The sequence below is a fragment of the Pseudomonas sp. A2 genome, from assembly GCF_023100865.1.
GTDB lineage: Bacteria > Pseudomonadota > Gammaproteobacteria > Pseudomonadales > Pseudomonadaceae > Aquipseudomonas > Aquipseudomonas asiatica.
Window position 1 is genome coordinate 1310746 of the sequence record NZ_CP039127.1, and the last position, 23902, is coordinate 1334647.

Genomic DNA, 23902 nt, shown 5'->3' on the forward strand with positions numbered 1-23902 from the left:
TGCCGGTGTTCGCGGCTAAAGCCGCTCCCACAGGGACCGCGACAGCTTTCGAGGGTGTGCAAGAAAGTTACGCCTGCAAAAAGACCGCGTTTGCCAGCAGATGCCTCAGGCCTGGTAAGCTCGCAAGAATACCCCCACCACCTCGCGCACATGCGCTTCCGCCTCGTCACCTTCCAGCGGCCCGGCACACCCCAGCAGCAACCGATAATCCGGCGCGCCCTTGACCAGGCAGAAGAAGTGTTCGGCAGCTCGCAGCGGGTTGTCGATGCGCAGCAGCCCGCGCTCGTGCGCCCCGCGCAGCAAAGCTTCCATCCCCGCCAGCACGCGCTTGGGCCCGGCTTCGTAGAAGTATTCGCCAAAGCTCGGGTCGAGGCTGCCCTGGGCCATGATCAGGCGGCTCAGTTTGACCGCTTCATCGCTGCTGATCAGCGCCTGGAAACCACGGGCAATGGTCAGCAGTACCTCTTCTACCGGCACACCGTCGGGGTACTCGAACAGCAGGTCGGGCAACTGGATCTGGCAGGTTGCCATGACCGCCGAGCCGAAAAGCGTCTGCTTGTCGGTGAAGTGGCTGTATACGGTGAGCTTTGAAACACCTGCCGCCGCAGCGACCGCATCCATGCTGGTGTTGGCGTAGCCGAGGCTGAGGAAAAGGGCTTTGGCTGCTTCGAGAATTGCCTCGCGTTTGGCCAGGTCCTTGGGCCGGCCCGGGCCGATGGGTGCGTCGTTGGACATTGTGGTCTGCATCTGGTTGAAGAAACACCATCTTAACGGTTCAGGCGCCATCCGGCTAAAGCCTGCGGGGAAAACCTGTGTGGCGGTAAATTGACGAGATAATTTTAACGTGTGTAACTTCGCGCCACTCGTCGATTAGTTGACTTTTCGTCGAATGCAGAAGTGCCCTCATGGGGGCGCCCGATGAGCCCAAGCCATTGATTTTCAGCGGCGGGACGGGGTGAACATGGCTCCCATCCACATGGGTCTTGAGGTGCTGCCTGCCGGCGCGAGGGACTGGCAGCAGGCAAGGTTCGCCTAGACTCCACCGAAGGGTCTGTAGGAAAAGGCTTACAAGGGGAGGACATGGAACGTTTTTCATGGGAGGCAAGCAGATGATGCCGGACCATATAAAGATGATACGTGTGATGCTGATCGATTGTCGGCCTCTGGTGCTCCTGGGGCTTCACGATCTGATAAATGCCAGAAAGCCCCGTATGGAAGTGAGTGGTCAGGCCACCACCTATACCCATGCGCTGGAACTTGCCGACCAGTTGCGGCCCGATGTCATTTTCTTCAGCTTTTTTCCAGATGCGCTGGACCCGCTCGAGGTAGTTGCCGAACTCGCGCGCTCTGGCGACATGAAAGTGCTGGTACTCAAAGGGGTGTATGAGGCCGCCCCCGTTGCACAGGCCATTGAGGCGGGCGCGCTTGGCATCGTGCTGGCCGAGGATTCAACGGAGTCGATTATCCAGGCCATCATCAAAGTCCACCATTGCGACATCGGGCTGGACAGGGCCTGGGTCAGTGGGCTTTCCGGTTATGCCTCGGCCAGGCATATACCGTTCAGGTGTAATCCGGCGCAGGCGAAACATGCACGGCTGACGTTGCGCGAGCGGGAACTCGTTCGCGCCATCGTTGGCGATCCGTCTGCCAAGTACCTGTGCATCGCCGGGCGCTTGGGCATCAGCGAACACACCGTGCACAATCACCTCAGCAGCATCTATCAGAAGCTCAACCTCACCAACCGCATCGACTTGCTGATGTATGCGGTGCGGCACGGACTCACCGGTGGCGAAGAGCCGCCTGCGTCCAAATCGGGAGAGATGGACTGAATGCCCATTGGCCAGGGCCTTTGGGGGCGAAGCTCCTTTTGGGCTGCGCTGTCGCGCAGATAACAACTATCGCTCGTTTGAGCGTCCTTTGTAGGAGCAGCCTTGTGCTGCGAAGAGGCCGGTACAAGCAATAGACAGGCTTTGTCAGTACCGGCCTCTTCGCAGCACAAGGCTGCTCCTACAGAACCTCGCCGAACCAATGAGTCATGTTTTGTTAAATGAGCCGGCCTGCCGGCGATGGGCCGCAAAGCGGCTCCACTTCGCTTAACTGACTGGCATTGCGCTTCGAGGGTGGTTTCCAGGCCACCCTCGCAGGTTTCACGTACGCAGTGTTTCAGGCGCTGCCGTTGAAGATGTCGCTGTTGAAGATATCGACCCCGACCAGGGTGATGGTCGTCGTCTGCCCGCCGGATTCGGCAATGGTCACGATGCTGTCTGCGCCATTGTTGTCGATCGGCTGGACGACGGCATTTGGATCGCCATTGAGCACCAGTGTGTCTCGTTGCCCCGCGCCAGCATCGAACCCGCTGACCTGGTAGAGGAGCTGATCGGTCGACAGGTCGACGTTGAAGGCATCGCGCTGGCCAGTCGTGCCAACCAGGGTGAAGTCGAACGGTGCGTTTTCGGGTTCGTTGGCGAACAGATTGGCGTCGAACGTGCTACTCGCGGAGTCGCCATCTTTGTCCGTCAGCGTCGCACTGAACTGCAATTTGACGTCGCTGGCCAGGTTCTCGGTTTCCTTGATGAACTCGATCACCGGGATCTTGATGTCGCCTCGCGCCATCGTCAGTTGCACTGCGTCAATCAGTGACGAACCTTCCTTCTGGATCAGGAACGACACCTGACCGCCAGCCTCTGGTGTCAGGGTATTCACCTCGGTCAGGTTCGATGTCGTCCCATTCGCGTAGTAGATCCGGTAGTACAGGTCCTCGGTCGCGGTGTTGTAGCCCCCTACGGAGTTGTCGATGAAGACCTTCATGCCCGTCAGCAGCGTCTCCGGGTTGATCACGAAGCTCTCATCGGCGGCGCTGATCGCCGCCAGGTTGTCGCCCTGGAACAGGTTGTTGGCGACGCCGATACCGGACGTGCTGACGTTCATCGACGCGGGGTCGATATACGACGGCAGGGGATTGGTCTGCAGCGAGGCTTCGGTCGGGTCGGGGGCCCCGAGGCCTATGCCGGTGAAGATGTCTGCCGTCGAGGCGAGTGCTTTGGCGGAGAAGAACACGATCTCCTCGGATGCCGATGGAATGGTCGGGTCATTCGTTTTAGGGATCAGCAAGGTGCGCACAGGGTCCGGGCCGCCGGCATCGAGCGAGCCGTCGGCACTGCTGAGCGTGGTGATCGAACTGAAGCCTTGCACCAGATCCAGTGTATAGCTGCCATTGGCAAAGGCCGTCAGCGTGTAGTCGATCGTGGTGTTGGCCGTTGTGGCGTTATTGTCGAAGTCCCCGGTCAAGGTGCCAGTGAAGTGGAACGCACCATTGGCGTCGGGTGAAGGCGACGTCTCGGTGAGTGTGCCGGTGCCGGTCGTGGTGGTGTTGTCTGGCCTGACCAAAGTGAATTGGCCGCCCACCAGCGAAATGTCCAGACCGGTAGCCCCCAGGCCGTCGGCGCCGATCGTACTGTCCCAGAACCCATATTGCGGCAGGATACTTCCGGTCCCGATCAGGTTGCCGAAGGCAAGTGTTGGTCCATCATCGTGGAACACCAGGTTCTGGCCGATGTTGAGTGTGGCCTGGGCGCTGTCGCCGTCCTTGTCGGTCTTGGTCGCGGTCAAGGTCACCAGGTTGTCGGAGGTCAGGGTCTTCGAGTCATCGGGATCGCTGATGTTGGGGTGCACGATGGCGCGGAGCTGGTCGAGGGTAACGGAACCGTTGCTGGCGACGCTGACGGTGAACACCAGTAGGTTGCCGACAGCCGTGCGGCCCTCCACCACGGTGCCGTTGAGCGACAGGTTGACGACCTCGCCGGTGGCCGTGTCGATCAGGCCGGAGGCGCCGGCCACCACACCCAGGGCGTAGGTGAGCGTACCGGCGCCGTCGGCGCCGAAGGCCGAGGTGAAGTTGGCGGCGAAGCTTTGCGTGGCATTGGTCGTCAGGTCCGTTTCATCGACGGTCAGGACCGGTTCCGTGCCGGTGGTGCTGATGCTTGGGCCGTCATCCTTGAACACCAGGTTCTGGCCGATGTTGAGGGTGGCCTGGGCGCTGTCGCCGTCCTTGTCGGTCTTGGTCGCGGTTAAGGTCACCAGGTTGTCGGAGGTCAGGGTCTTCGAGTCATCGGGATCGCTGATGTTGGGGTGCACGATGGCGCGGAGCTGGTCGAGGGTAACGGAACCGTTGCTGGCGACGCTGACGGTGAACACCAGTAGGTTGCCGACAGCCGTGCGGCCCTCCACCACGGTGCCATTGAGCGACAGGTTGACTGCCGAACCGGTGGCCGTGTCGATCAGGCCGGAGGCGCCGGCCACCACGCCGAGGGCGTAGGTGAGCGTACCGGCGCCGTCGGCGCCGAAGGCCGAGGTGAAGTTGGCGGCGAAGCTTTGCGTGGCGTTGGTCGTCAGGTCCGTTTCATCGACGGTCAGGACCGGTTCCGTGCCGGTGGTGCTGATGCTTGGGCCGTCATCCTTGAACACCAGGTTCTGCCCGATGTTGAGTGTGGCCTGGGCGCTGTCGCCGTCCTTGTCGGTCTTGGTCGCGGTCAAGGTCACCAGGTTGTCGGAGGTCAGGGTCTTCGAGTCATCGGGGTCGCTGGTATTGGGGTGCACGATGGCACGGAGCTGGTCGAGGGTGACGGAACCGTTGCTGGCGACGCTGACGGTGAACACCAGTAGGTTGCCGGTGGCCGTGCGGCCTTCCACCACGGTGCCGTTGAGCGACAGGTTGACTGCCTCGCCAGTGGCCGTGTCGACCAGGCCGGATGCGCCGGCCACCACGCCGAGTGCGTAGGTGAGCGTACCGGCACCGTCGGCACCGAAGGCCGAGGTGAAGTTGGCGGCGAAGCTTTGCGTGGCGTTGGTCGTCAGGTCCGTTTCATCGACGGTCAGGACCGGTTCCGTGCCGGTAGTGCTGATGCTTGGGCCGTCATCCTTGAACACCAGGTTCTGCCCGATGTTGAGGGTGGCCTGGGCGCTGTCGCCGTCCTTGTCGGTCTTGGTCGCGGTCAATGTCACCAGATTGTCGGAGGTCAGGGTCTTCGAGTCATCGGGGTCGCTGGTATTGGGGTGCACGATGGCACGGAGCTGGTCGAGGGTGACGGAACCGTTGCTGGCGACGCTGACGGTGAACACCAGTAGGTTGCCGGTGGCCGTGCGGCCCTCCACCACGGTGCCGTTGAGTGACAGGTTGACGGCCTCGCCGGTGGCCGTGTCGGTCAGGCCGGATGCGCCGGCCACCACGCCGAGTGCGTAGGTGAGCGTACCGGCACCGTCGGCACCGAAGGCCGAGGTGAAGTTGGCGGCGAAGCTTTGCGTGGCGTTGGTCGTCAGGTCCGTTTCATCGACGGTCAGGACCGGTTCCGTGCCGGTGGTGCTGATGCTTGGGCCGTCATCCTTGAACACCAGGTTCTGCCCGATGTTCAGGGTAGCCTGGGCGCTGTCGCCGTCCTTGTCGGTCTTGGTCGCGGTCAATGTCACCAGGTTGTCGGAGGTCAGGGTCTTCGAGTCATCGGGGTCGCTGGTATTGGGGTGCACGATGGCACGGAGCTGGTCGAGGGTGACGGAACCGTTGCTGGCGACGCTGACGGTGAACACCAGTAGGTTGCCGGTGGCCGTGCGGCCCTCCACCACGGTGCCGTTGAGTGACAGGTTGACGGCCTCGCCGGTGGCCGTGTCGATCAGGCCGGAGGCGCCTGCCACCACACCAAGGGCGTAGGTGAGCGTACCGGCGCCGTCGGCGCCGAAGGCCGAGGTGAAGTTGGCGGCGAAGCTTTGCGTGGCGTTGGTCGTCAGGTCCGTTTCATCGACGGTCAGGACCGGTTCCGTGCCGGTGGTGCTGATGCTCGGGCCGTCATCCTTGAACACCAGGTTCTGGCCGATGTTGAGTGTGGCCTGGGCGCTGTCGCCGTCCTTGTCGGTCTTGGTCGCGGTCAATGTCACCAGGTTGTCGGAGGTCAGGGTCTTCGAGTCATCGGGGTTGCTAGTGTCGGGATGGACGATGGCGCGGAGCTGGTCGAGGGTGACGGAACCGTTGCTGGCGACGCTGACGGTGAACACCAGTAGGTTGCCGGTGGCCGTGCGGCCCTCCACCACGGTGCCGTTGAGTGACAGGTTGACGGCCTCGCCGGTGGCCGTGTCGGTCAGGCCGGATGCGCCGGCCACCACGCCGAGTGCGTAGGTGAGCGTACCGGCACCGTCGGCACCGAAGGCCGAGGTGAAGTTGGCGGCGAAGCTTTGCGTGGCGTTGGTCGTCAGGTCCGTTTCATCGACGGTCAGGACCGGTTCCGTGCCGGTAGTGCTGATGCTTGGGCCGTCATCCTTGAACACCAGGTTCTGCCCGATGTTGAGGGTGGCCTGGGCGCTGTCGCCGTCCTTGTCGGTCTTGGTCGCGGTCAATGTCACCAGATTGTCGGAGGTCAGGGTCTTCGAGTCATCGGGGTCGCTGGTATTGGGGTGCACGATGGCACGGAGCTGGTCGAGGGTGACGGAACCGTTGCTGGCGACGCTGACGGTGAACACCAGTAGGTTGCCGGTGGCCGTGCGGCCTTCCACCACGGTGCCGTTGAGCGACAGGTTGACGGCCTCGCCGGTGGCCGTGTCGATCAAGCCGGAGGCGCCGGCCACCACGCCGAGGGCGTAGGTGAGCGTACCGGCACCATCGGCGCCGAAGGCCGAGGTGAAGTTGGCGGCGAAGCTTTGCGTGGCATTGGTCGTCAGGTCCGTTTCATCGACGGTCAGGACCGGTTCCGTGCCCGTGGCGCTGATACTGGGCCCATCGTCTTCGAAGCTCATTTTGGAGCCGATTTCGGCGGTTGCGGTAGAGACCTGGCGTAGCATGAAACCGCCGATATCGAAGTCGGCATGTTCATTGCCTTTGGCGTCGACGGCGGCCCCGTTCTCGACGAGTACGCGGTTGTGATCCTGTGTGGTGGTGTACTCGATCTTCTGGCCGGCTTTGATGCCGGTGAGGGTGGCGACGCCGGAAGCAAAGCTGATGACGATGCTCGGGTCATTCACCGATCCATCCGAGTTCTCGACCACTTGCCCGGTGGCGATATTGATGACGCGAACGTTGGTGATTTCCACCGACGCATCGTTGGCGTAGCCATTGACGAAATTCACGCCAGGTTCAGCTGCGGTGCTGAAGGCGCTGATCCTGACCACGGCGCTCTTGCCGCTTTGCAACTGCACTACATCGAACGTGGCCGACTTCGCATTGAAGACGGCGGTGAAGTCGACGTTAGCTTCGATATCCGCTTCGTTCTGGTCAAGGTTGGGAATGGTCACATCCTGCCGGGCGCCGGTGACGAAGGTAAAACGGATACCTTCCTGTTCCACGATCATCTGGTTGTTGGTGCCAAAGGTGGTCGGGCCGCCCGCCTGGCTGGTATTGATCGTATCGCCCGTGGTGATGTTGGCACCGCTCGACTGGTCGGCCGGGTCCTTCCCGGTGGCGATGATCGTCGGGTCGGTGATGCGCAGGATGCCACCGTCATTGACGACGGTCGGGTTCGCGGTGGTGAACATCAGGAACAGGTTCTGGCCGGAGGGGGCGTTGGCCAGGCTGAATACCAGGTCCTGACTGGTGCCGATGAACACCTTGTTCAGCAGATTGAGTGCGTCGTCGGGGTTGCTCGTGTCCGGATGCTTCAGCGGTTGGTATTCCACCGTCCAGATCTTGCCGCCGCTGACGGGCGATCCGGTTTCTTCGATATAGCCCGCGAAGATGATCGCGCCTGTTGGCCCGCCAGCCCGGCCCAGCACGATGTTGTTGTTGGTATCGGTGTAGAGCAGGATGTCGACGCCATCGAGGGTATCCAGCCCGCTGTCCAAGCCATTGAGGGGCGCGCCAAGGCTGTCGGTGAAGCTGATGTCGGTGATGCTGCCTCCCGGTACCGGGGTGATGCTGAACGCATTGCTCCCGGTATTGCCGACGGCGCCGGTATAGCCGCTCAAGGCGGCACCAGCAGGGGTACCGGCCCCCAGTGTGGTCAAGCGGGTCGAGAATGCGGAGGGCAGGGACGCCACCAGGATGTCGTTGTCGTCGGCATCCGAAGTCGGGGTTGGTGTAGCTGTGCCGTTCTGCAATGAGGCCGTTTCGTCCAGCGTCACGCTCACACCGGTCGCGGTGATGATCGGCGCGCTGTCTGTGAACGAGGCCGTGGCCCTCACATCATCGGCGCTGCCGAAGACCTGGTCGGCGCCCGCAGCTGTCGCGCTGAGCAGGAAGGTGGCGCCGGCCGAGTCGTCGGGGTTGACGTACCACGAGGTGGTGATGCTGCCGTTGACTTCGCCGTCGAGATCGCCAGCGCCGCCGTCGGTCACGTACCAAGGGGTGTGACCCTCACCGGAGCTGGTAGCGAGGACATCGTCGGGGGTGCCCCACAGCTTGTCCGCACCGGCGTCAGTGACATGGTCCACCTCGAATGCGACCGTGCTGCCAGCCGCGAAGCCGCTGGCCGTGACGATGGCGGTGCTGCCAGGGCTGTAGTCGCTCTGGTCGGTGGTAACGGTTGGTGAGGAGATCGGGGGTAGGTCATCTCCGGTGGAACTGCCGTGTTTGTCTGTTGGCGAGGCATTCTTCTTGCGGATAGTCATGGCTCTCTCCCAAGCACTGCCGGTTGTCGAGGCCTGACCACAGGCCTCTGTAATAGACCTCCACTATGGCGAAGCGCCATGAGCTGCGCATCGGCTGATACTCCTAGGCGGACTGGGAGTATCGGACTATATGGCCCTGGCGCCGGGAGCCCGAAGGCGCACGGTCACATGCCGTTCAACGCACGCCTGCCGTATTCGGCTGCAACCTCTTCCCGGCATCCGTTGCCTGACTTAATATACTCTCCAGTACAAATATTGAATGTGCCCTCCGCGAAAGGATTCATCATGTTGCGCCATGCCTTGTTCATTGCTCTGTCTGCCGCTGCCGCGCTGTTGCTGGCGGCGTGCGGCCAGGAAGCCGCCCCACCGGCTGCGCCGCGCCCGGCGCTGGTGGTGCAGCCGCAGCCGGCCGAAGCCGCTGCCGACAGTTACCCCGGCGAAGTGCGTGCACGCTTCGAGCCGGAACTGGCTTTCCGCATAGGCGGCAAGGTCAGCAAGCGCCTGGTCGAGGAGGGGCAGCGGGTAAAGGCCGACCAGCCGCTGGCCGAACTGGACCCGCAGGATGTGCGCCTGCAACTGGAGGCCAACCGTGCCCAGCTGGCAGCCGCCGAGGCCAACCTGTCGCTGGTGCGCGCCGAGCGCGATCGCTACCAGAAGCTGCTGGACCGGCAAATGGTCAGCCATTCCCAGTTCGATAACGCCGAAAATCTCTACCGTGCCGGCCTGGCCCGGCTGAAACAGGCCAAGGCCGAGTTCGACGTGGCTGGCAACCAGGCTGAATATGCTGTGCTGCGCGCCCCGCAGGCCGGGGTGATCGCCAAGCGCCAGGTGGAAGTGGGCCAGGTGGTCGGCGCAGGGCAGACCGTGTTCACCCTGGCCGCAGATGGCGAGCGGGAAGTCGCCATCGGCCTGCCGGAGCAGCAGTTCGCCCGCTTTGCCGTGGGCCAGCCGGTGAGCGTGGAGCTATGGTCGCACCCGCAGGAGCGCTTCCAGGGGCGTATCCGCGAGCTGTCACCGGCTGCCGACCCACGTTCGCGCACTTTCGCTGCCCGCATCGCCTTTACCTCGGCCGCCACCCCGGCGGAGCTGGGCCAGAGCGCCCGGGTGTTCATCGCCCACGAAGGGCTGATCCCGTTGGCGGTGCCCCTGTCGGCAGTCACAGCGGAAAACGGCCAGGCCTACGTCTGGCGGGTCAACAAGGACAGCCGCCTGGAGCGGGCAGTGGTGCGCCTGGGGCCCTACGGCGCCGACAGCGTACCCGTGCTCGAAGGCCTCGCCCCCGGCGACTGGGTTGTCGCCGCGGGTGGCCATGTATTGCGCGAGGGCCAGGAGATACGCCCCGTGGACCGTACCAACCGCGTAGTGAACCTGACGGCCAAGGAGTAAGTCCCGATGGGTTTCAACCTTTCTGCCTGGGCGCTGCGCAACCGCCAGATCGTCCTGTTCCTGATGATCCTGCTGGCGGCCATTGGCGCCATGTCCTACACCAAGCTCGGCCAGAGTGAGGACCCGCCGTTCACCTTCAAGGCCATGGTCATTCGTACCCTGTGGCCCGGTGCCACCGCTGAGGAAGTGTCGCGTCAGGTCACCGAGCGCATCGAAAAAAAGCTGATGGAAACCGGCGAGTACGAGCGGATCGTCTCGTTCTCCCGCCCGGGCGAATCGCAGGTCACCTTCATGGCCCGCGACTCGCTGCATTCCAAGGACATCCCCGAGCTGTGGTACCAGATCCGCAAGAAGGTCGCGGACATCCGCCACACCTTGCCGCCGGAGATCCAGGGCCCGTTCTTCAATGACGAGTTCGGCACCACCTTCGGCAATATCTATGCACTGACCGGTGAGGGCTTCGACTACGCGGTGCTCAAGGACTATGCCGACCGTATCCAGATCCAGTTGCAGCGGGTCAAGGACGTGGGCAAGGTCGAGCTGATCGGGCTGCAGGACGAGAAAATCTGGATCGAGCTATCCAACGTCAAGCTGGCCACCCTCGGCGTGCCGCTGGAGGCCGTGCAGCAGGCCCTGCAGGAGCAGAATGCGGTCAGCACCGCCGGTTTCTTCGAAACGCCCAGCGAGCGCCTGCAACTGCGGGTGAGCGGGCGCTTCGACAGCGTCGAGCAGATCCGCCAGTTCCCCATCCGCATAGCTGAACGCACCTTCCGTATCGGCGATGTGGCCGAGGTGCACCGCGGCTTCAACGACCCGCCCGCACCGCGCATGCGCTTCATGGGCGAGGATGCCATTGGCCTGGCGGTTTCGATGAAGGACGGCGGCGACATCCTGGTGCTGGGCAAGGCATTGGAAAGCGAGTTCGAGCGCCTGGCACGCAGCCTGCCGGCCGGCATGGAACTGCGCAAGGTCTCGGACCAGCCGGCGGCGGTCAAGGCCGGCGTGGGCGAGTTTGTCCAGGTGCTGGTCGAGGCGCTGGTCATCGTGCTGCTGGTGAGTTTCTTCTCGTTGGGCCTGCGCACGGGGCTGGTGGTGGCGCTGGCCATCCCGTTGGTGCTGGCCATGACCTTCGCCGCCATGCACTACTTCGGTATCGGCCTGCACAAGATCTCCCTCGGCGCGCTGGTGCTGGCCCTGGGCTTGTTGGTCGATGATGCGATCATTGCCGTGGAGATGATGGCGATCAAGATGGAGCAGGGCTACGACCGCCTCAAGGCGGCCAGCTACGCCTGGAGCAGCACCGCGTTCCCGATGCTTACCGGCACCCTGATCACGGCGGCGGGCTTCCTGCCCATTGCCACGGCGGCCTCCAGTACGGGCGAGTACACCCGTTCGATTTTCCAGGTGGTGACCATTGCCTTGCTGACCTCCTGGGTGGCCGCCGTGGTATTCGTGCCTTACCTGGGCGAGCGCCTGCTGCCGGACCTGGCCAAGCTGCATGCCTCCCGTCATGGCAAGGACGGCCACGCGCCAGACCCTTACGCCACACCGTTCTACCAGCGTGTACGGCGTGTGGTGGAGTGGTGCGTGCGGCGGCGCAAGACGGTGATCCTGCTGACCGTTGCCGCCTTTGTCGGCAGTATCCTGCTGTTCCGTTTCGTGCCCCAGCAGTTCTTCCCGGCCTCAGGGCGCCCGGAGTTGATGGTCGACCTGAAACTGGCCGAGGGTGCCTCGCTGGCCAACACCGCCGAGCGGGTCAAGCAACTGGAGGCGTTGCTCAAGCAGCAGGAAGGTATCGACAATTATGTGGCCTACGTGGGCACCGGTTCGCCGCGTTTCTACCTGCCACTGGACCAGCAGCTGCCGGCGGCCAGCTTCGCCCAGTTCGTGGTACTGGCCAAGTCGATGGAAGACCGCGAGCGCCTGCGCAGCTGGCTGATCAGCACCATGGATCACCAGTTCCCCGACCTGCGTGCCCGGGTCACCCGCCTGGAAAACGGCCCGCCCGTGGGGTACCCAGTGCAGTTCCGGGTGACTGGCGAGCACATCGAGAAGGCCCGTGCGCTGGCCCGTGAAGTGGCCGACAAGGTGCGCCAGAACCCGCATGTGGTGAACGTGCACCTGGACTGGGAAGAGCCGAGCAAGGCGGTGTTCCTCGAAATCGACCAGGACCGCGCCCGCGCCTTGGGCGTGAGCACCGCTCACCTGTCGAGCTTCCTGCAAAGCTCGCTGACCGGCACCACGGTCAGCCAGTATCGCGAGGACAACGAGTTGATCGAGATCCTGCTGCGCGGCACCCGGCAGGAACGCAGCGAGCTGGGCAACCTCGGCAGCTTGGCACTGCCGACCGACAATGGCCAGAGCGTGGCGTTGTCGCAGGTCGCGACCCTGGAGTACGGCTTCGAGGAGGGCATCATCTGGCACCGTAACCGCTTGCCGACGGTGACCGTGCGCGCCGATATCTACGACAAGGAGCAGCCGGCGACGCTGGTGAAACAGATAGAACCGACCCTGCGTGACATTCGTGCCAAGCTGCCGGATGGTTATTTGCTGGAAGTGGGCGGCACGGTCGAGGACTCCGAGCGCGGGCAGAAGTCGGTGAATGCCGGCATGCCGCTGTTCGTGGTGGTGGTGCTGAGCTTGCTGATGATCCAGCTGCGCAGCTTCTCGCGCACGGTGATGGTGTTCCTCACGGCGCCGCTGGGGTTGATTGGCGTGACCTTGTTCTTGCTGGTATTCCGCCAGCCGTTCGGCTTTGTCGCCATGCTTGGCACCATTGCCCTGGCGGGGATGATCATGCGCAACTCGGTGATCCTGGTGGACCAGATCGAGCAGGACATCGCGGCGGGGCTGGATCGCTGGCAAGCGATCATCGAAGCCACGGTGAGGCGCTTCCGCCCGATCGTGCTGACTGCGTTGGCGGCGGTGCTGGCGATGATCCCGTTGTCGCGCAGTGTGTTCTACGGGCCGATGGCGGTGGCGATCATGGGCGGGTTGATCGTGGCCACCGTGCTTACCCTGCTGTTCCTGCCGGCGTTGTATGCGGCTTGGTTCAGGGTGAAGAAAGCCTAGCGGCTGTCATCGCACTGTAGGAGCAGCCTTGTGCTGCGAAGAGGCCGGCACGGCAACATGAATTTTCATGTGCTGCCCCGGTCTCTTTGCAGCACAAGGCTGCTCCTACAAGGATTTGCGACAACCGGGATTCAGAGGGCGCCGAAGACCTTCTTGGCCAGGCTGGTAGCCGCTTCAGCCGGGTTCTGGCGAATGCTCTGCTCCTGCTTGGCAATCATCTCGAACAGGCCATCCAGTGCCTTTTCAGTCACGTAGTTCTCGATGCTGGCGCTCTTGGCATCGACCACACCCAACGCCACTGCCTGCCCGGCAAAGTTGTTGTACTGCTGAGCCAGGCCAACCTTGTCGGTAGCCTGCTTGACGATCGGCAGGAACTTGGCGCGGATCTGCTCGCGGCTGCTCTTGTTCAGGTACTGGGTGGCCGAGTCGTCACCGCCGGCGAGGATGCCCTTGGCATCGGTCACGCTCATGTTCTTCACGGCATCTACCAGAATCGCCTGGGCCTGCGGCACGGCAGCCTCGGCGGCCTTGTTCATGCTGGTTTCCAAGGCCTCGACCTGTTCACCCTTGCCGAACATCTTCATCGCCTTGGCGGCCTTGCCCAGGTTGCCAGGCAGTTCGATGCGCACGTCGGGGTTGTCGCTGAAGCCGCCCGGGGTGCTCAGCTGCTTGACGGCCAATTGTGCGCCTTGGGTCAAGGCATCCTTCAGGCCGCCAGTGGCGTCTTTCTGGGTCAGATCGCCCAGCGACAGGGCCAGGGCACTGGCCGACAGCAGCAGGCCGGCACACAGGGTGGTGAAGCGCAGGGAAGTGCGGATCATGAAGCTTTCCTTGTAAACAGATGAATACGGGTGTCAGCGGACCGGATCGACCTTGATCCGCACGGGCTGAGGGTCACTGCCGTCGAGCATGACACCGTGGTGCTCGGTGTTTATGAACAGCAGCTTGCCGTCCAGCTCGATGCGCGCGCTTACCGCATAGCGGTGGCCTGGCTTGACCTGGGCCGGGTCGTAGATGAGGTGGAATGGCAGCGGTACGTTGCCTTTGACCGGGCCAGCCTGGCGGGCCAGGGTAACCGCTGGGGCGTCCATCAGCGAGACGTCCTGCAGCTCCACGCTGAGGGTTGCGGCCGGTGGCAGGGCACTGCGTTGCAGGTAGAAGACTTCGCCATCCAGGCTGGCCTGGTTGGACGGGGTGTGGCTGGAGCAGGCTGCGAGCAAGGATGCGCAACACAGCATAAAGAGCTTTTTCATGGTATCTCCGAAGTCCTTGGCGTTGGCTTGTGGCCAACCCCAGGGACTTTAGCGGATTTCTTCTGGTGGGTCCTTGATGAAGATGCGACAAAGAGGGGGAGAGCAAGGCGAAGCGCAATATTCAGCTGCGGCGCGGCGGTCGCAGGCTGATTGCCTCCAGTTCGGTAACGCTTTGAAGGGTCAGGCCGCGCAGCGTTCTCCCGGCGTACGGGGTCATGGTATGTGGGTCGTAGTAGGCCACGCGCAGATGCAAGGGTTCGTCGTCATTGACTGTGTTGCCATCCAGGTACGTGGTAAGCGTCACTGGTCCCTGTGTCGGCCACAGGGCGGCACCGGCAATGTAGCTGGAGCTTCTGTTGCTGTAACCGTCTTCCTGGGTCCGATACAGGCCGAACGTCATCAGCGCCTGTGGCCTTAGCAACTCTTCGGGAATCTCGATGATGTTCTTCATCTCGATGATCGCGGGCGACAGGGGCTGCTGACTTTGCTCGCCAGGCTGGGCGGGTATCCTCAGTACCATGGGAGGGTTTGGCTCAGGCTGGTCGATTGCAAGTGGCATCGACAGGCTCAAGCCGTTTGGCTCTTCATTGACGCCAACACCATAACTGGCTACTAGCGTTGGTTCGGCACCTTCCGGCAGGCTATTGCGGTCCAGCAGCAAGTTGAAGGGCATTGCGACGCCAAGCGTCTGGCACCCCCAGGCGGCCAGGATGATCTTGTTCTCATCCGTGCCCAACTGTACGCGTACGCCAAGGTGCGGTGCGCCTTCAGCTGTATGGATGCACGACGGGACAAGCACGGTCCCGCGGATCTCGATGAAGTTGGCGGGTAGCATGTTGGTTTTCCTCGGTTCGGTCATGGGGACAGGCGCCAGTCAGTCAGCGAGGTTGTCGCTGAACTGGCGACCGTTTTCGGTGGCAATCTGGTCGACAGTCACCCGTTGTGTACCCGATACCGTGGCTGGTTCTATCGAGTGACGGCTGGTGGTGATGTAGCGCAGTTGGCCGTCTATCTCGATGCGCGCGGCGAGGGCATAGCTGCGGCGTGGCTCGATAAGGCTGGTATCAAACGTCAGCGGCAGTTTGATCGGCATCAGGCCGCCACAGCGCAGACGCAACTCGGCAAGGCTGATGGAGCGCGCATCTGCCTTCGAAATATCGATCAGCTTCAATTCAACCAGGCCGGACGGTGCGAGCGTGTTATCGCCAGAGGAAACGATTTCAACGTCCAGCCTTTTCATTTGAGTCATGTTGGTGCTCCTTGAGAGGGATGTGCTGAAGAACACCGTGATCCTGATCCCTCCCAAGGGCTGAGAGCAGCCTGAAAAGCTACCGCTGTATAACCTCCGCAGGCTCATCGCGGTGCAATGCCACCTGGCGGATCGACAGGCGCAGTTCCGCAGAAAGCACGCGTTTGGCCACGCCTTCGGCCAGCTCACCGAGCTTGTTGCGATAACCGAGCTTGCCCTGGGCGTCAGCATGCAGCACGCCTTGCTCGACCAAGGTCTGGATGAAGTGGCGGAACAGGGTCTTGTCGAAGAATTCCGGGGCGTTCAGGCCGTGCAGGATCGACAGGCGCTGGGCCATCATCACGCACAGGTCTTCCAGTTCTTCGGCGCTGAGGCTGTTCTGCCCGCTGTTGAGCAACAGCGAGGTGGCCATGTAGAAACGCTGCAGGGTCTGGGTGATAGTGCGGGCGAGCAGGGTCAGCAACACGAACTGCCGCGAGCTGGGCGCCGGGCGAATGTAGATGGCGTTGTCCTGGCGCAGCAGCCCTTGCTCGACCAGTGCGGCCAGCCACTGGTCGATCACCGCGTCCAGTTGTTCCGGCGTCCAGCGCAGGAACAGTTCGGCCTGCAGGTAGGGATACAGCGCGTGTACATACTGGCCCAGCAGTTCGCGGCTCATGCGCGAGCTGCTGAGGAAGAAGCTGGCCAGCAGCGCCGGCAGGGCGAAGATGTGCAGCACGTTGTTGCGGTAATAGGTCATCAGTACCGCGTTGCCTTCATCCAGGTACAGGATGCGGCCCAGGGCGTCCTTCTGCTCGGCCACCAGGTTCATCCCGCGCACATGCTCGATCAGCGCCTGGCCGTCGCCGTCGGGCAGGGTGGTGTGCGGCGAGTAGGGTACCTGGCGCAGCAAGGCCAGGTACAGGTCGAGCACGCGGGTCAGGGCGCGCTCGTCCAGGGCCAGGCGGCTGGTGGACAGCAGCGCCAGCGCCACCAGGTTGACCGGGTTGATAGCGGCCGCCTCGTTGAGGTGGCGAGCAACGGTTTCGCCCAGGCGGGTGGTGGTGGCGTTGAGCCAGGCCGGGCGGTACTGCGGACCGTGGTCCTGTTCACGCCAGCCGGGTTGTTGCTGGTCGAGGAAACCGGCCAGGCGGATCGGCTCGCCAAAGTTCACGTACACCTGGCCAAATCGCTGCCTGAGCGCGCCGAACACCTTGAAGATATCGAAGATCGACTCTTTCTTCTTGCTGGCACCGCGCAGCTCGCCCAGGTAGGTTCGGCCTTCGAGCACGCGCTCGTAGCCGATGTAAACCGGCACGAAAACGATCGGCGTACGCGACGAACGCAGGAAGCTGCGCAGGGTAATGGCCAGCATCCCGGTGCGCGGCTGCAGCATGCGCCCGGTGCGCGAGCGCCCGCCTTCGACGAAGTACTCGACCGGAAAGCCCTTGGTGTACAGGGTGTGCAGGTACTCGTTGAAGACCGCGGTGTACAGCGGGTTGCCCTTGAACGTGCGGCGCATGAAGAAGGCGCCGCCACGGCGTAGCAGGTTACCCACCAGTGGCATGTTGAGGTTGATGCCCGCGGCCACGTGCGGCGGCGTCAGGCCGTTGCGGAACAGCAGGTACGACAGCAGCAGGTAGTCGATGTGGCTGCGGTGGCACGGCACATAGATCACTTCGTGGCCGGGTGCGATGCCTTGCACCTGCTCGATGTGGTTGACCTTGATGCCGTCGTAGATCTTGTTCCAGAACCAGCTCAGCACTACTTCGAGGAAGCGGATCGCGGTGTAGGTGTAGTCCGAGGCAATCTCGTTGCCATAGCGCAGGGCCTGGGCTTCGGCCTTGGCCAGCGGCAGGTTTTCCCGCTGCGCCTCATCGACGATGGCCTGGCGCACCTGGGGCGCGTGGATCAGGCCTTTGACCAGGTTGCGTCGGTGCGAGATGTCCGGGCCGATGACTGCGGTCTTCAGGTTGCGAAAGTGCACGCGCATCAGGCGCTGGGCCATGCGTACGGTGCGTTCGTGGCCCTTGTTGTGCTGTACCAGTTCGCGCAGGTGAATGGGCGCGGAGAACTGCACCCGGGTCTTGCGCCCGAGGATCAGTACGGTCAGCAGCCGGCGCAGGCGCCCGGTAACCGCCCAGCTGTCGGCGAACAGCAACTTCCACGGGCTGGATTCACTTGCCGGGGTCTGCCCCCAGAACACACTGACCGGAATGATCTGCGCATCCTCTTCGGCATGCTGGCTGACGGCGGTGACCAGGCGCTCCAGGATGGGTGGGGCACCGCGCTTGTCATGGCGGCCGAGCCAGTCCGGGTCCGGGGTGAGGTAGAAGAATGCCGCAGGTTCCTGCAGCGGGCCAACCGCCACCGGCAGCACCGGGCGCGGCAGGCCCGCCTTGGTGCATTCATGGTCGAGCACGACCAGGTCGGTGAGCGCGGGCGAGGGCAAGGCATAGAACACCGGCCGGCTGCGGTCGAGCTTGAGGGTGAGGGAAGACTGGTTGATGGTCTCGGAGCGCACCCACAGGTACAACAGGCGACGCAGGGCGCCGAAGATCAGGCGGCGCAGGGGGGAACGGGTCATGGGGTGTGTGCCCTGGGGGTGGTTTTCAGGTGGGTATCCAGCCAATTAGTCTGCCGTATCCGCGCAAGTTCAGCAAAAATCGCCGAACGGCGCGACGGTCATCAAATTTTTTTGTTCTGTGTCATATACTCGGCCTGCCACTTGCAAGATATTTGCGCAAGCGGAGTCGACACAGGGAGGGACTCTGTGTCTGCAAGGCGATCTTCACAATAAAAATCCGGAGTAGTTCAGATGTCGTCTCGTGAGACTGGGAATGTAAAGTGGTTCAACGATGCCAAGGGTTATGGCTTCATTCAGCGCGAAGGTGGTGCGGATGTATTCGTCCACTATCGGGCGATCCGCGGTGAGGGGCATCGTACCCTGGTCGAAGGTCAGCGGGTGGAATACGCCTGCGTGCAGGGCCAGAAAGGCCTGCAAGCCGAGGACGTGGTAGGCCTCTGAGCCTCTGCTGTAATGGCCGGCTGACGCGGCTTGTGTAGGAGCGGCCTTGTGTCGCGAAAGGGCTGCGTAGCGGCCCCGGCAACAGGTGCCGTGCCGCCATTGTCAGGGGGCCGCTTTGCGGCCCTTCGCGACACAAGGCCGCTCCTACAGGAATCAACCTCCGGTGCGCCAGGTGATTTCCTCTTCACCGTCGGCGCTGATGCGGACCCAGCGGTCGGCATCTTCTTCCCCATCTTCCTCCACCCAGCCACCTGGCGCGCAGCGCACTTCCACGCCCAGTGCGGCAAATGCGGCGCGGGCGCAGGCAACGTCATCGGCCCACGGCGTCTGGTCGCTTTCCAGGTACAGGCTGTTCCATTTCCCTACAGCCTTGGGTAACCAGGTGACCGGAATGTTACCGGCCTGGCATTTGAAGGTATGGCCTTTCTGCTTCCATTCGCTGCAGGGGCCGATTGCCTGGGCGAGCCACTCGGCAATCTGCTTGTGGTCGACGTCGGCGTCCTTCAGGTAGATCTCGATATCAGGTTGGCGCATAAGGGCTCCGGGTGTGCTCAGTCTTGGCGCACGAAATAGTCATAACGCATTGAAACCGTGACCTCGAACGGCTCGGGCTGGTCGATCACCCGGGCACGCTTTTCGGCACTGGCACGCCAGCCGTGCGGGGTCATGGCCAGCAGGTCGGCGCGGGCCTTGGGCGCGGCCAGGCTCAGGCGGAACTCCAGGGTTTCGCTGTGGGCATGGGCCATGCCTTCGGGGACCAGGGCCAAGTGTTTGTCGTCGGCGTAAGGGCGTACTTCATCGTAGAGCACTTCGCGCAGTTCCATCAGGTGGCCGCTGGTGGGGCCGACCCGCATCAGGCCGCCGCCCGGGCTGAGCAGGCGCTTGGCCTCGGCCCAGTCCAGCGGGCTGAACACGCTGGCGATGAACTGGCAGCTGGCGTCGGCCAGCGGCACGCGGGCCATGCTGGCGACCATCCAGGTAACCTCGGGCGCTCGGCGGCAAGCACGCTTGACCGCCTCACGGGAGATGTCCAGGGCGTAGCCGTCGGCGGCCGGCAGGGCCTGGGCGATCTGCGCGGTGTAGTAACCCTCGCCACAGCCGATGTCCAGCCAGGCCCCGGGCTGGCGTTCGGCGGCCAGCTCGGCCAGGCGGCGCGCCACCGGCGCGTAGTGGCCGGCGTCGAGGAAATCGCGGCGGGCTTCGACCATGGCCTGGTTGTCACCCGGGTCGCGGCTGTTCTTGTGCTGCACCGGCAGCAGGTTCAGGTAACCCTGGCGGGCCCGGTCGAAGCGGTGGCCGGCCGGGCACACCACACCGTTGTCGAGCCGGCTCAGTGGCGCCTGGCAGAGAGGGCAGGCGAGCATCAGGCGAGCAACCGGACCAGGGTCTGGTAATAGATTTCGGTCAGCAGGTCGAGATCGCTGGCCAGGATCCGCTCATCCACCTGGTGGATGGTGGCGTTGACCGGGCCGAGCTCGACCACCTGGGTGCCCATGGTGGCGATGAAGCGCCCATCGGAGGTACCGCCGCTGGTCGACGGATGGGTGTCGCGGCCGGTGACGCCCTTGATGCTGGCCGAGACGGCGTCCAGCAATTCGCCCGGTTCGGTAAGGAACGGCAGGCCCGACAGCGCCCAGTCGATCGACCAGTCCAGCTCATGCTTGTCGAGGATCGCCGACACCCGCGCCTGCAGGCCTTCGACGGTGGACTCGGTAGAGAAACGGAAGTTGAACAGGGCGGTCAGCTCGCCGGGGACCACGTTGGTGGCGCCGGTGCCGGAATTGAGGTTGGAGATCTGGAAACTGGTCGGCGGGAAGAACGCATTGCCTTCGTCCCAGTGCTCGGCCGCCAGTTCCGCCAGGGCCGGAGCGGCGAGGTGGATCGGGTTGCGCGCCAGGTGCGGGTAGGCCACATGGCCCTGCTTGCCGCGCACGGTCAGCTTGGCGCCCAGCGAGCCACGGCGGCCGTTCTTGACCACGTCACCCAGCAGGGTGGTGCTGGAGGGTTCGCCGACGATGCACCAGTCCAGGCGCTCGTTGCGTGCTTTCAGGCGCTCGACCACGGCCTTGGTGCCATGGTGGGCCGGGCCTTCCTCGTCGCTGGTAATCAGGAACGCGACCTTGCCGCGGTGGTCCGGGTAGTCCTGCACGAAGCGCTCGCTGGCAATTACCATGGACGCCAGGCTGCCTTTCATGTCGGCGGCGCCACGACCGCAGAGCATGCCGTCGGCGTCGATCAGCGCTTCGAACGGCTCATGCTGCCATTGCTGCACCGGGCCGGTGGGTACCACGTCGGTGTGGCCGGCGAAGCACAGCACCGGGCCATCCTGGCTGCCGTGGGTGGCCCAGAAATTGTCGACGTCCTCGATGCGCATCGGCTCGAGCTGGAAGCCTACGGCGCCCAAGCGGTTCATCATCTGCGCCTGGCAGTCGGCGTCGACGGGGGTGACCGAGGGGCGACGGATCAGGTCGCAGGCCAGTTGAAGGGTAGGCGAGAGCTCGGCAGGGGCCGTCATGGGGAACTCCGGGGCAAGGCGGGGAAATCTGAGGGCGTTATCTTATATCAAATGGTTTCAGGCGGCACGGCCCATTCGCGGGCACGCCCGCTCCCACAGGTCTGTCACCGGCATTCAGAGCCATGCAGTACCTGTGGGAGCGGGCGTGCCCGCGAATGGGCTGCAAAGCAGCCCCGGCAATCTCAGGCCTGCTGTGGCTCGGCGGCCTTTTCCCCAGGCTTGGGCAGCGAAGACAGGAACGCCATCACCAGCGCCGCCACATAAGGCAACGATTGCACCAGCAACATCGCCACCCAGAAGCGCATGTCCGAACTCGGCAGCCCCTGTACCAGGTAGATGCCCAGCGCTGCGCCCCACAGCAGCAACATGATGAACAGCTCTTCCCGCGCCTCGGAAATCGCCACCAGCAGCCCGTGGCTGTCGGCGTTCTTCGGTGTGCGGAAGAACGGCATGCTGCTGGTGAAGAACCCGTACAGCACCGCCTTGGCGATGGTATGCGACAGTGCCAGCCCGGCCAGCGCCGCAGCAAAGGCATCTTTCAGGTTCACCCCTACCGCGCGGCGGTAGAGGAAGATGATCTTGCCGACCTTGAAGAAGAACAGTGCCAGCGGCGGAATGGCAAAGATCATCAGCGGTGGGTCGACCCGGTGCGGCACGATGATCATCGCCGCCGACCACAGCAGCGCACCGATGGTGAAGAAGATGTTCATGCCATCGGCGATCCACGGCAGCCAGCCGGCCAGGAAGTGGTAGCGCTGGCCGCGGGTCAGCTCGCTGCCCTTGCCGCGCAGCAGGGCGCTGGCGTGGTGCTTGATGATCTGGATGGCGCCGTAGGCCCAGCGGAAGCGTTGCTTCTTGAAGTCGATGAAGGTGTCGGGCATCAGGCCCTTGCCGTAGCTGTTGTGGGCATAGGCGGCCGACAGGCCCTTCTCGAATACCCGCAAGCCCAGTTCGGCGTCCTCGCAGATGCACCACTCGGCCCAGCCCAGCTCTTCCAGCACGCTGCGGCGGGTCATGGTCATGGTACCGTGCTGGATGATCGCGTCACGGTCGTTGCGGGTGACCATGCCGATGTGGAAGAAGCCCTTGTACTCGCTGTAGCACAGCTTCTTGAAGGCGCTTTCGTGCTGGTCGCGGTAGTCCTGCGGCGACTGCACCACGGCAATCTTCGGGTCGGCGAAGTGCGGCACCATGTGCTTGAGCCAGTTGCGGTCGACGCAGTAGTCCGAGTCGATCACCGCGATCACTTCGGCGTCCTTGGCGGTATGCGGGATCAGGTAGTTCAGTGCGCCGCCCTTGAAACCGGCCAGGGGCGCGACGTGGAAGAACCTGAAGCGCTCGCCGAGCTTCTCGCAATGGGCCTTGAGCGGCTCCCACACGGCCGGGTCCTTGGTGTTGTTGTCGATCACCAGCACTTCGTAGTCTGGGTAATCCAGCGCGGCCAGGGCATCGAGGGTCTGTTTGACCATCTCCGGCGGCTCGTTGTAGCACGGCACATGCACCGATACCTTGGGCCGGTAGGCGCTATCGGCCTGCACCGGCAGGAATTCGCGCCGGCGCTTGTGTATCCATACTGCCTCGGCCAGTTCGTGGGCCTCGGTCAGCAGCACGATGAACACGCCCAGCGCGCCGAGGGCAAGCAGCACGCCTACGGTCAGGCTGAACCAGGTGCTGTATTGCTGGCTGTAGTCGTAGGCGATCCATACCAGCACCGACCCGCACAGGAAGGTGATGAAGGTCAGGAAGGTGCGGCCGCGCTGGCGCAGGGCCGAACCGTCGATGAACAGTACCATCAGGGCGATCATCGCCAGCACTACCGAGGCCACCGCCAGGGCGCGCCATTGCGGGATCGCCACCACCGGGCCGTCAAAGTTGAATTTTTGCTGGCGTTCGGCGTTGTACACGCCCCAGTAGGCGCCTACCGAGCCTTCGTCGCTGGCCTTCCACGGCTGGTCGTAGGCTTCGATGACGAAGTAATTGTAACCACGGCGGTTGAGGGTGTTGACCAGGGTACGCAGGTAGATGGCCTGGTCAGCCTGGGTGGCATCGGCGCCGCCGCGCATGCGGCCGTTGCTCGGCCAGCCGACTTCCGACAGCAGCAGGGGTTTGCGCGGGAACTGGTGCTTCAGTTCGCGGGCGCGGTCGAGCACGAACTCGACCGAATCCTTCATCGGCACGAACTCCCAGTACGGCAGGATGTGCGCGGCAATCAGGTCGACGTGCTTGGCCAGCTGCGGGTTTTCCTTCCAGATGTGCCACTGCTCACTGGTGGTCACCGGCACCTTGACCGCTGCGCGTACCCGGTCCAGGTACTTGATCAGGTTTTCCGGGGTGACTTCTTCGCGGAACAGTGCCTCGTTGCCGACCACAACCCGTACCACGCTGCGCGAGGTGTTGGCCAGCTGAATGGCCGTGGCGATTTCGCGTTCGTTGCGCTCCAGGTCCGGGCTGATCCAGATGCCCAGCGTCACCCGCAGGCCGAATTCCTCGGCCAGGCGCGGGATATCCGCCTGGGTGCCCTCCACGGTGTAGATCCGGATGCTGTCGGTCAGTTTGCTCAACTGCTCCAGGTCCTGGCGCATCTCGTCGTCACTGGGGTACTGGCCCTTCTGCGGGCTTTCGCCCAGACGGAACGGTGAATACGAGAATCCAGAGATCTGTTCTGGCCAGGCGGGGGCGGAGACCGGGCGGTTGATCAGCGCCCAGAACCCGGTGAACAACGCGGCGATGGCCAGGACCACGACCAGGTTCAGGCCGAATTTACGTGAAGACATTGTCGTCCATATGTGTCGAAGTGATAGGACATTAAAGCAGGGTTGATAGTCTCTTTCCTAACG

General features: G+C 63.4%; 15 protein-coding genes. 4 read left to right on the forward strand and 11 right to left on the reverse strand.

What is annotated here, in order from left to right:
* Positions 1-105 precede the first annotated feature (105 nt).
* Positions 106-747, reverse strand: a complete 642-nt coding sequence (locus E5221_RS06155) for a TetR/AcrR family transcriptional regulator (protein WP_247847008.1) — start codon at positions 745-747, stop codon at positions 106-108.
* A gap of 362 nt (positions 748-1109) precedes the next feature.
* Between E5221_RS06155 and E5221_RS06160 the strand changes: the two genes are divergently transcribed.
* Complete coding sequence (locus tag E5221_RS06160; protein ID WP_152619858.1) at positions 1110-1829, forward strand: response regulator transcription factor; 720 nt, start codon at positions 1110-1112, stop codon at positions 1827-1829.
* 334 nt (positions 1830-2163) lie between these two features.
* Here the strand turns inward: E5221_RS06160 and E5221_RS06165 are convergent, their stop codons facing one another.
* On the reverse strand, positions 2164-8583 hold the full coding sequence (locus E5221_RS06165; protein ID WP_247847009.1) for a DUF5801 repeats-in-toxin domain-containing protein: 6420 nt from the start codon (positions 8581-8583) through the stop codon (positions 2164-2166).
* A 285-nt stretch (positions 8584-8868) separates the two neighbouring features.
* Here E5221_RS06165 and E5221_RS06170 point away from each other — a divergent pair, with 285 nt between their 5' ends.
* A complete protein-coding gene (locus E5221_RS06170) occupies positions 8869-9969 on the forward strand; it encodes an efflux RND transporter periplasmic adaptor subunit (protein ID WP_015269177.1) in 1101 nt (366 codons plus the stop codon).
* Positions 9970-9975: 6 nt separating this feature from the next.
* Positions 9976-13041 carry an efflux RND transporter permease subunit gene (locus E5221_RS06175; RefSeq protein ID WP_247847010.1) on the forward strand — a complete coding sequence of 1022 codons (3066 nt, stop codon included), beginning with the start codon at positions 9976-9978 and terminating at the stop codon, positions 13039-13041.
* A 131-nt stretch (positions 13042-13172) separates the two neighbouring features.
* On the opposite strand, the gene E5221_RS06180 is transcribed toward E5221_RS06175, so the two are convergent.
* The 5 genes from E5221_RS06180 to plsB form a co-directional block, all read right to left on the reverse strand.
* The gene (locus tag E5221_RS06180; RefSeq protein WP_015269179.1) at positions 13173-13862 is read right to left on the reverse strand and encodes a DUF4197 domain-containing protein; all 690 of its coding nucleotides are present in this window, start codon (positions 13860-13862) and stop codon (positions 13173-13175) included.
* A gap of 33 nt (positions 13863-13895) precedes the next feature.
* Positions 13896-14294: a YbaY family lipoprotein gene (locus tag E5221_RS06185; protein ID WP_015269180.1), complete on the reverse strand. Its 399-nt coding sequence runs from the start codon at positions 14292-14294 to the stop codon at positions 13896-13898.
* 121 nt (positions 14295-14415) lie between these two features.
* A complete protein-coding gene (locus E5221_RS06190) occupies positions 14416-15129 on the reverse strand; it encodes a hypothetical protein (RefSeq protein ID WP_024086392.1) in 714 nt (237 codons plus the stop codon).
* A 39-nt stretch (positions 15130-15168) separates the two neighbouring features.
* A complete protein-coding gene (locus tag E5221_RS06195) occupies positions 15169-15543 on the reverse strand; it encodes a YbaY family lipoprotein (RefSeq protein ID WP_182329133.1) in 375 nt (124 codons plus the stop codon).
* Positions 15544-15622: 79 nt separating this feature from the next.
* Entirely contained in the window at positions 15623-18109 is a 2487-nt protein-coding gene (gene plsB, locus E5221_RS06200) for a glycerol-3-phosphate 1-O-acyltransferase PlsB (RefSeq protein WP_247847012.1), read from the reverse strand.
* A gap of 231 nt (positions 18110-18340) precedes the next feature.
* On the opposite strand from plsB, the gene E5221_RS06205 reads away from it, so the two are divergent.
* Positions 18341-18550, forward strand: coding sequence for a cold-shock protein (locus tag E5221_RS06205; protein WP_003252255.1), 210 nt, complete (start codon positions 18341-18343; stop codon positions 18548-18550).
* 153 nt (positions 18551-18703) lie between these two features.
* On the opposite strand, the gene E5221_RS06210 is transcribed toward E5221_RS06205, so the two are convergent.
* The 4 genes from E5221_RS06210 to E5221_RS06225 all read right to left on the reverse strand — a co-directional run bounded on the left by E5221_RS06210 (position 18704) and on the right by E5221_RS06225 (position 23839).
* Positions 18704-19084 (reverse strand): hypothetical protein, encoded by a 381-nt coding sequence (locus tag E5221_RS06210; RefSeq protein WP_039614802.1) that lies wholly within the window; start codon positions 19082-19084, stop codon positions 18704-18706.
* A 17-nt stretch (positions 19085-19101) separates the two neighbouring features.
* A complete protein-coding gene (locus tag E5221_RS06215; RefSeq protein WP_025337963.1) occupies positions 19102-19914 on the reverse strand; it encodes a putative RNA methyltransferase in 813 nt (270 codons plus the stop codon).
* Entirely contained in the window at positions 19914-21065 is a 1152-nt protein-coding gene (gene dapE, locus E5221_RS06220; RefSeq protein WP_182329136.1) for a succinyl-diaminopimelate desuccinylase, read from the reverse strand. The genes E5221_RS06215 and dapE overlap by 1 nt, the downstream gene beginning before the upstream one ends.
* Positions 21066-21247: 182 nt before the next feature.
* Positions 21248-23839: a glycosyltransferase gene (locus E5221_RS06225; protein ID WP_061550985.1), complete on the reverse strand. Its 2592-nt coding sequence runs from the start codon at positions 23837-23839 to the stop codon at positions 21248-21250.
* Between the last annotated feature and the right edge of the window lie 63 nt (positions 23840-23902).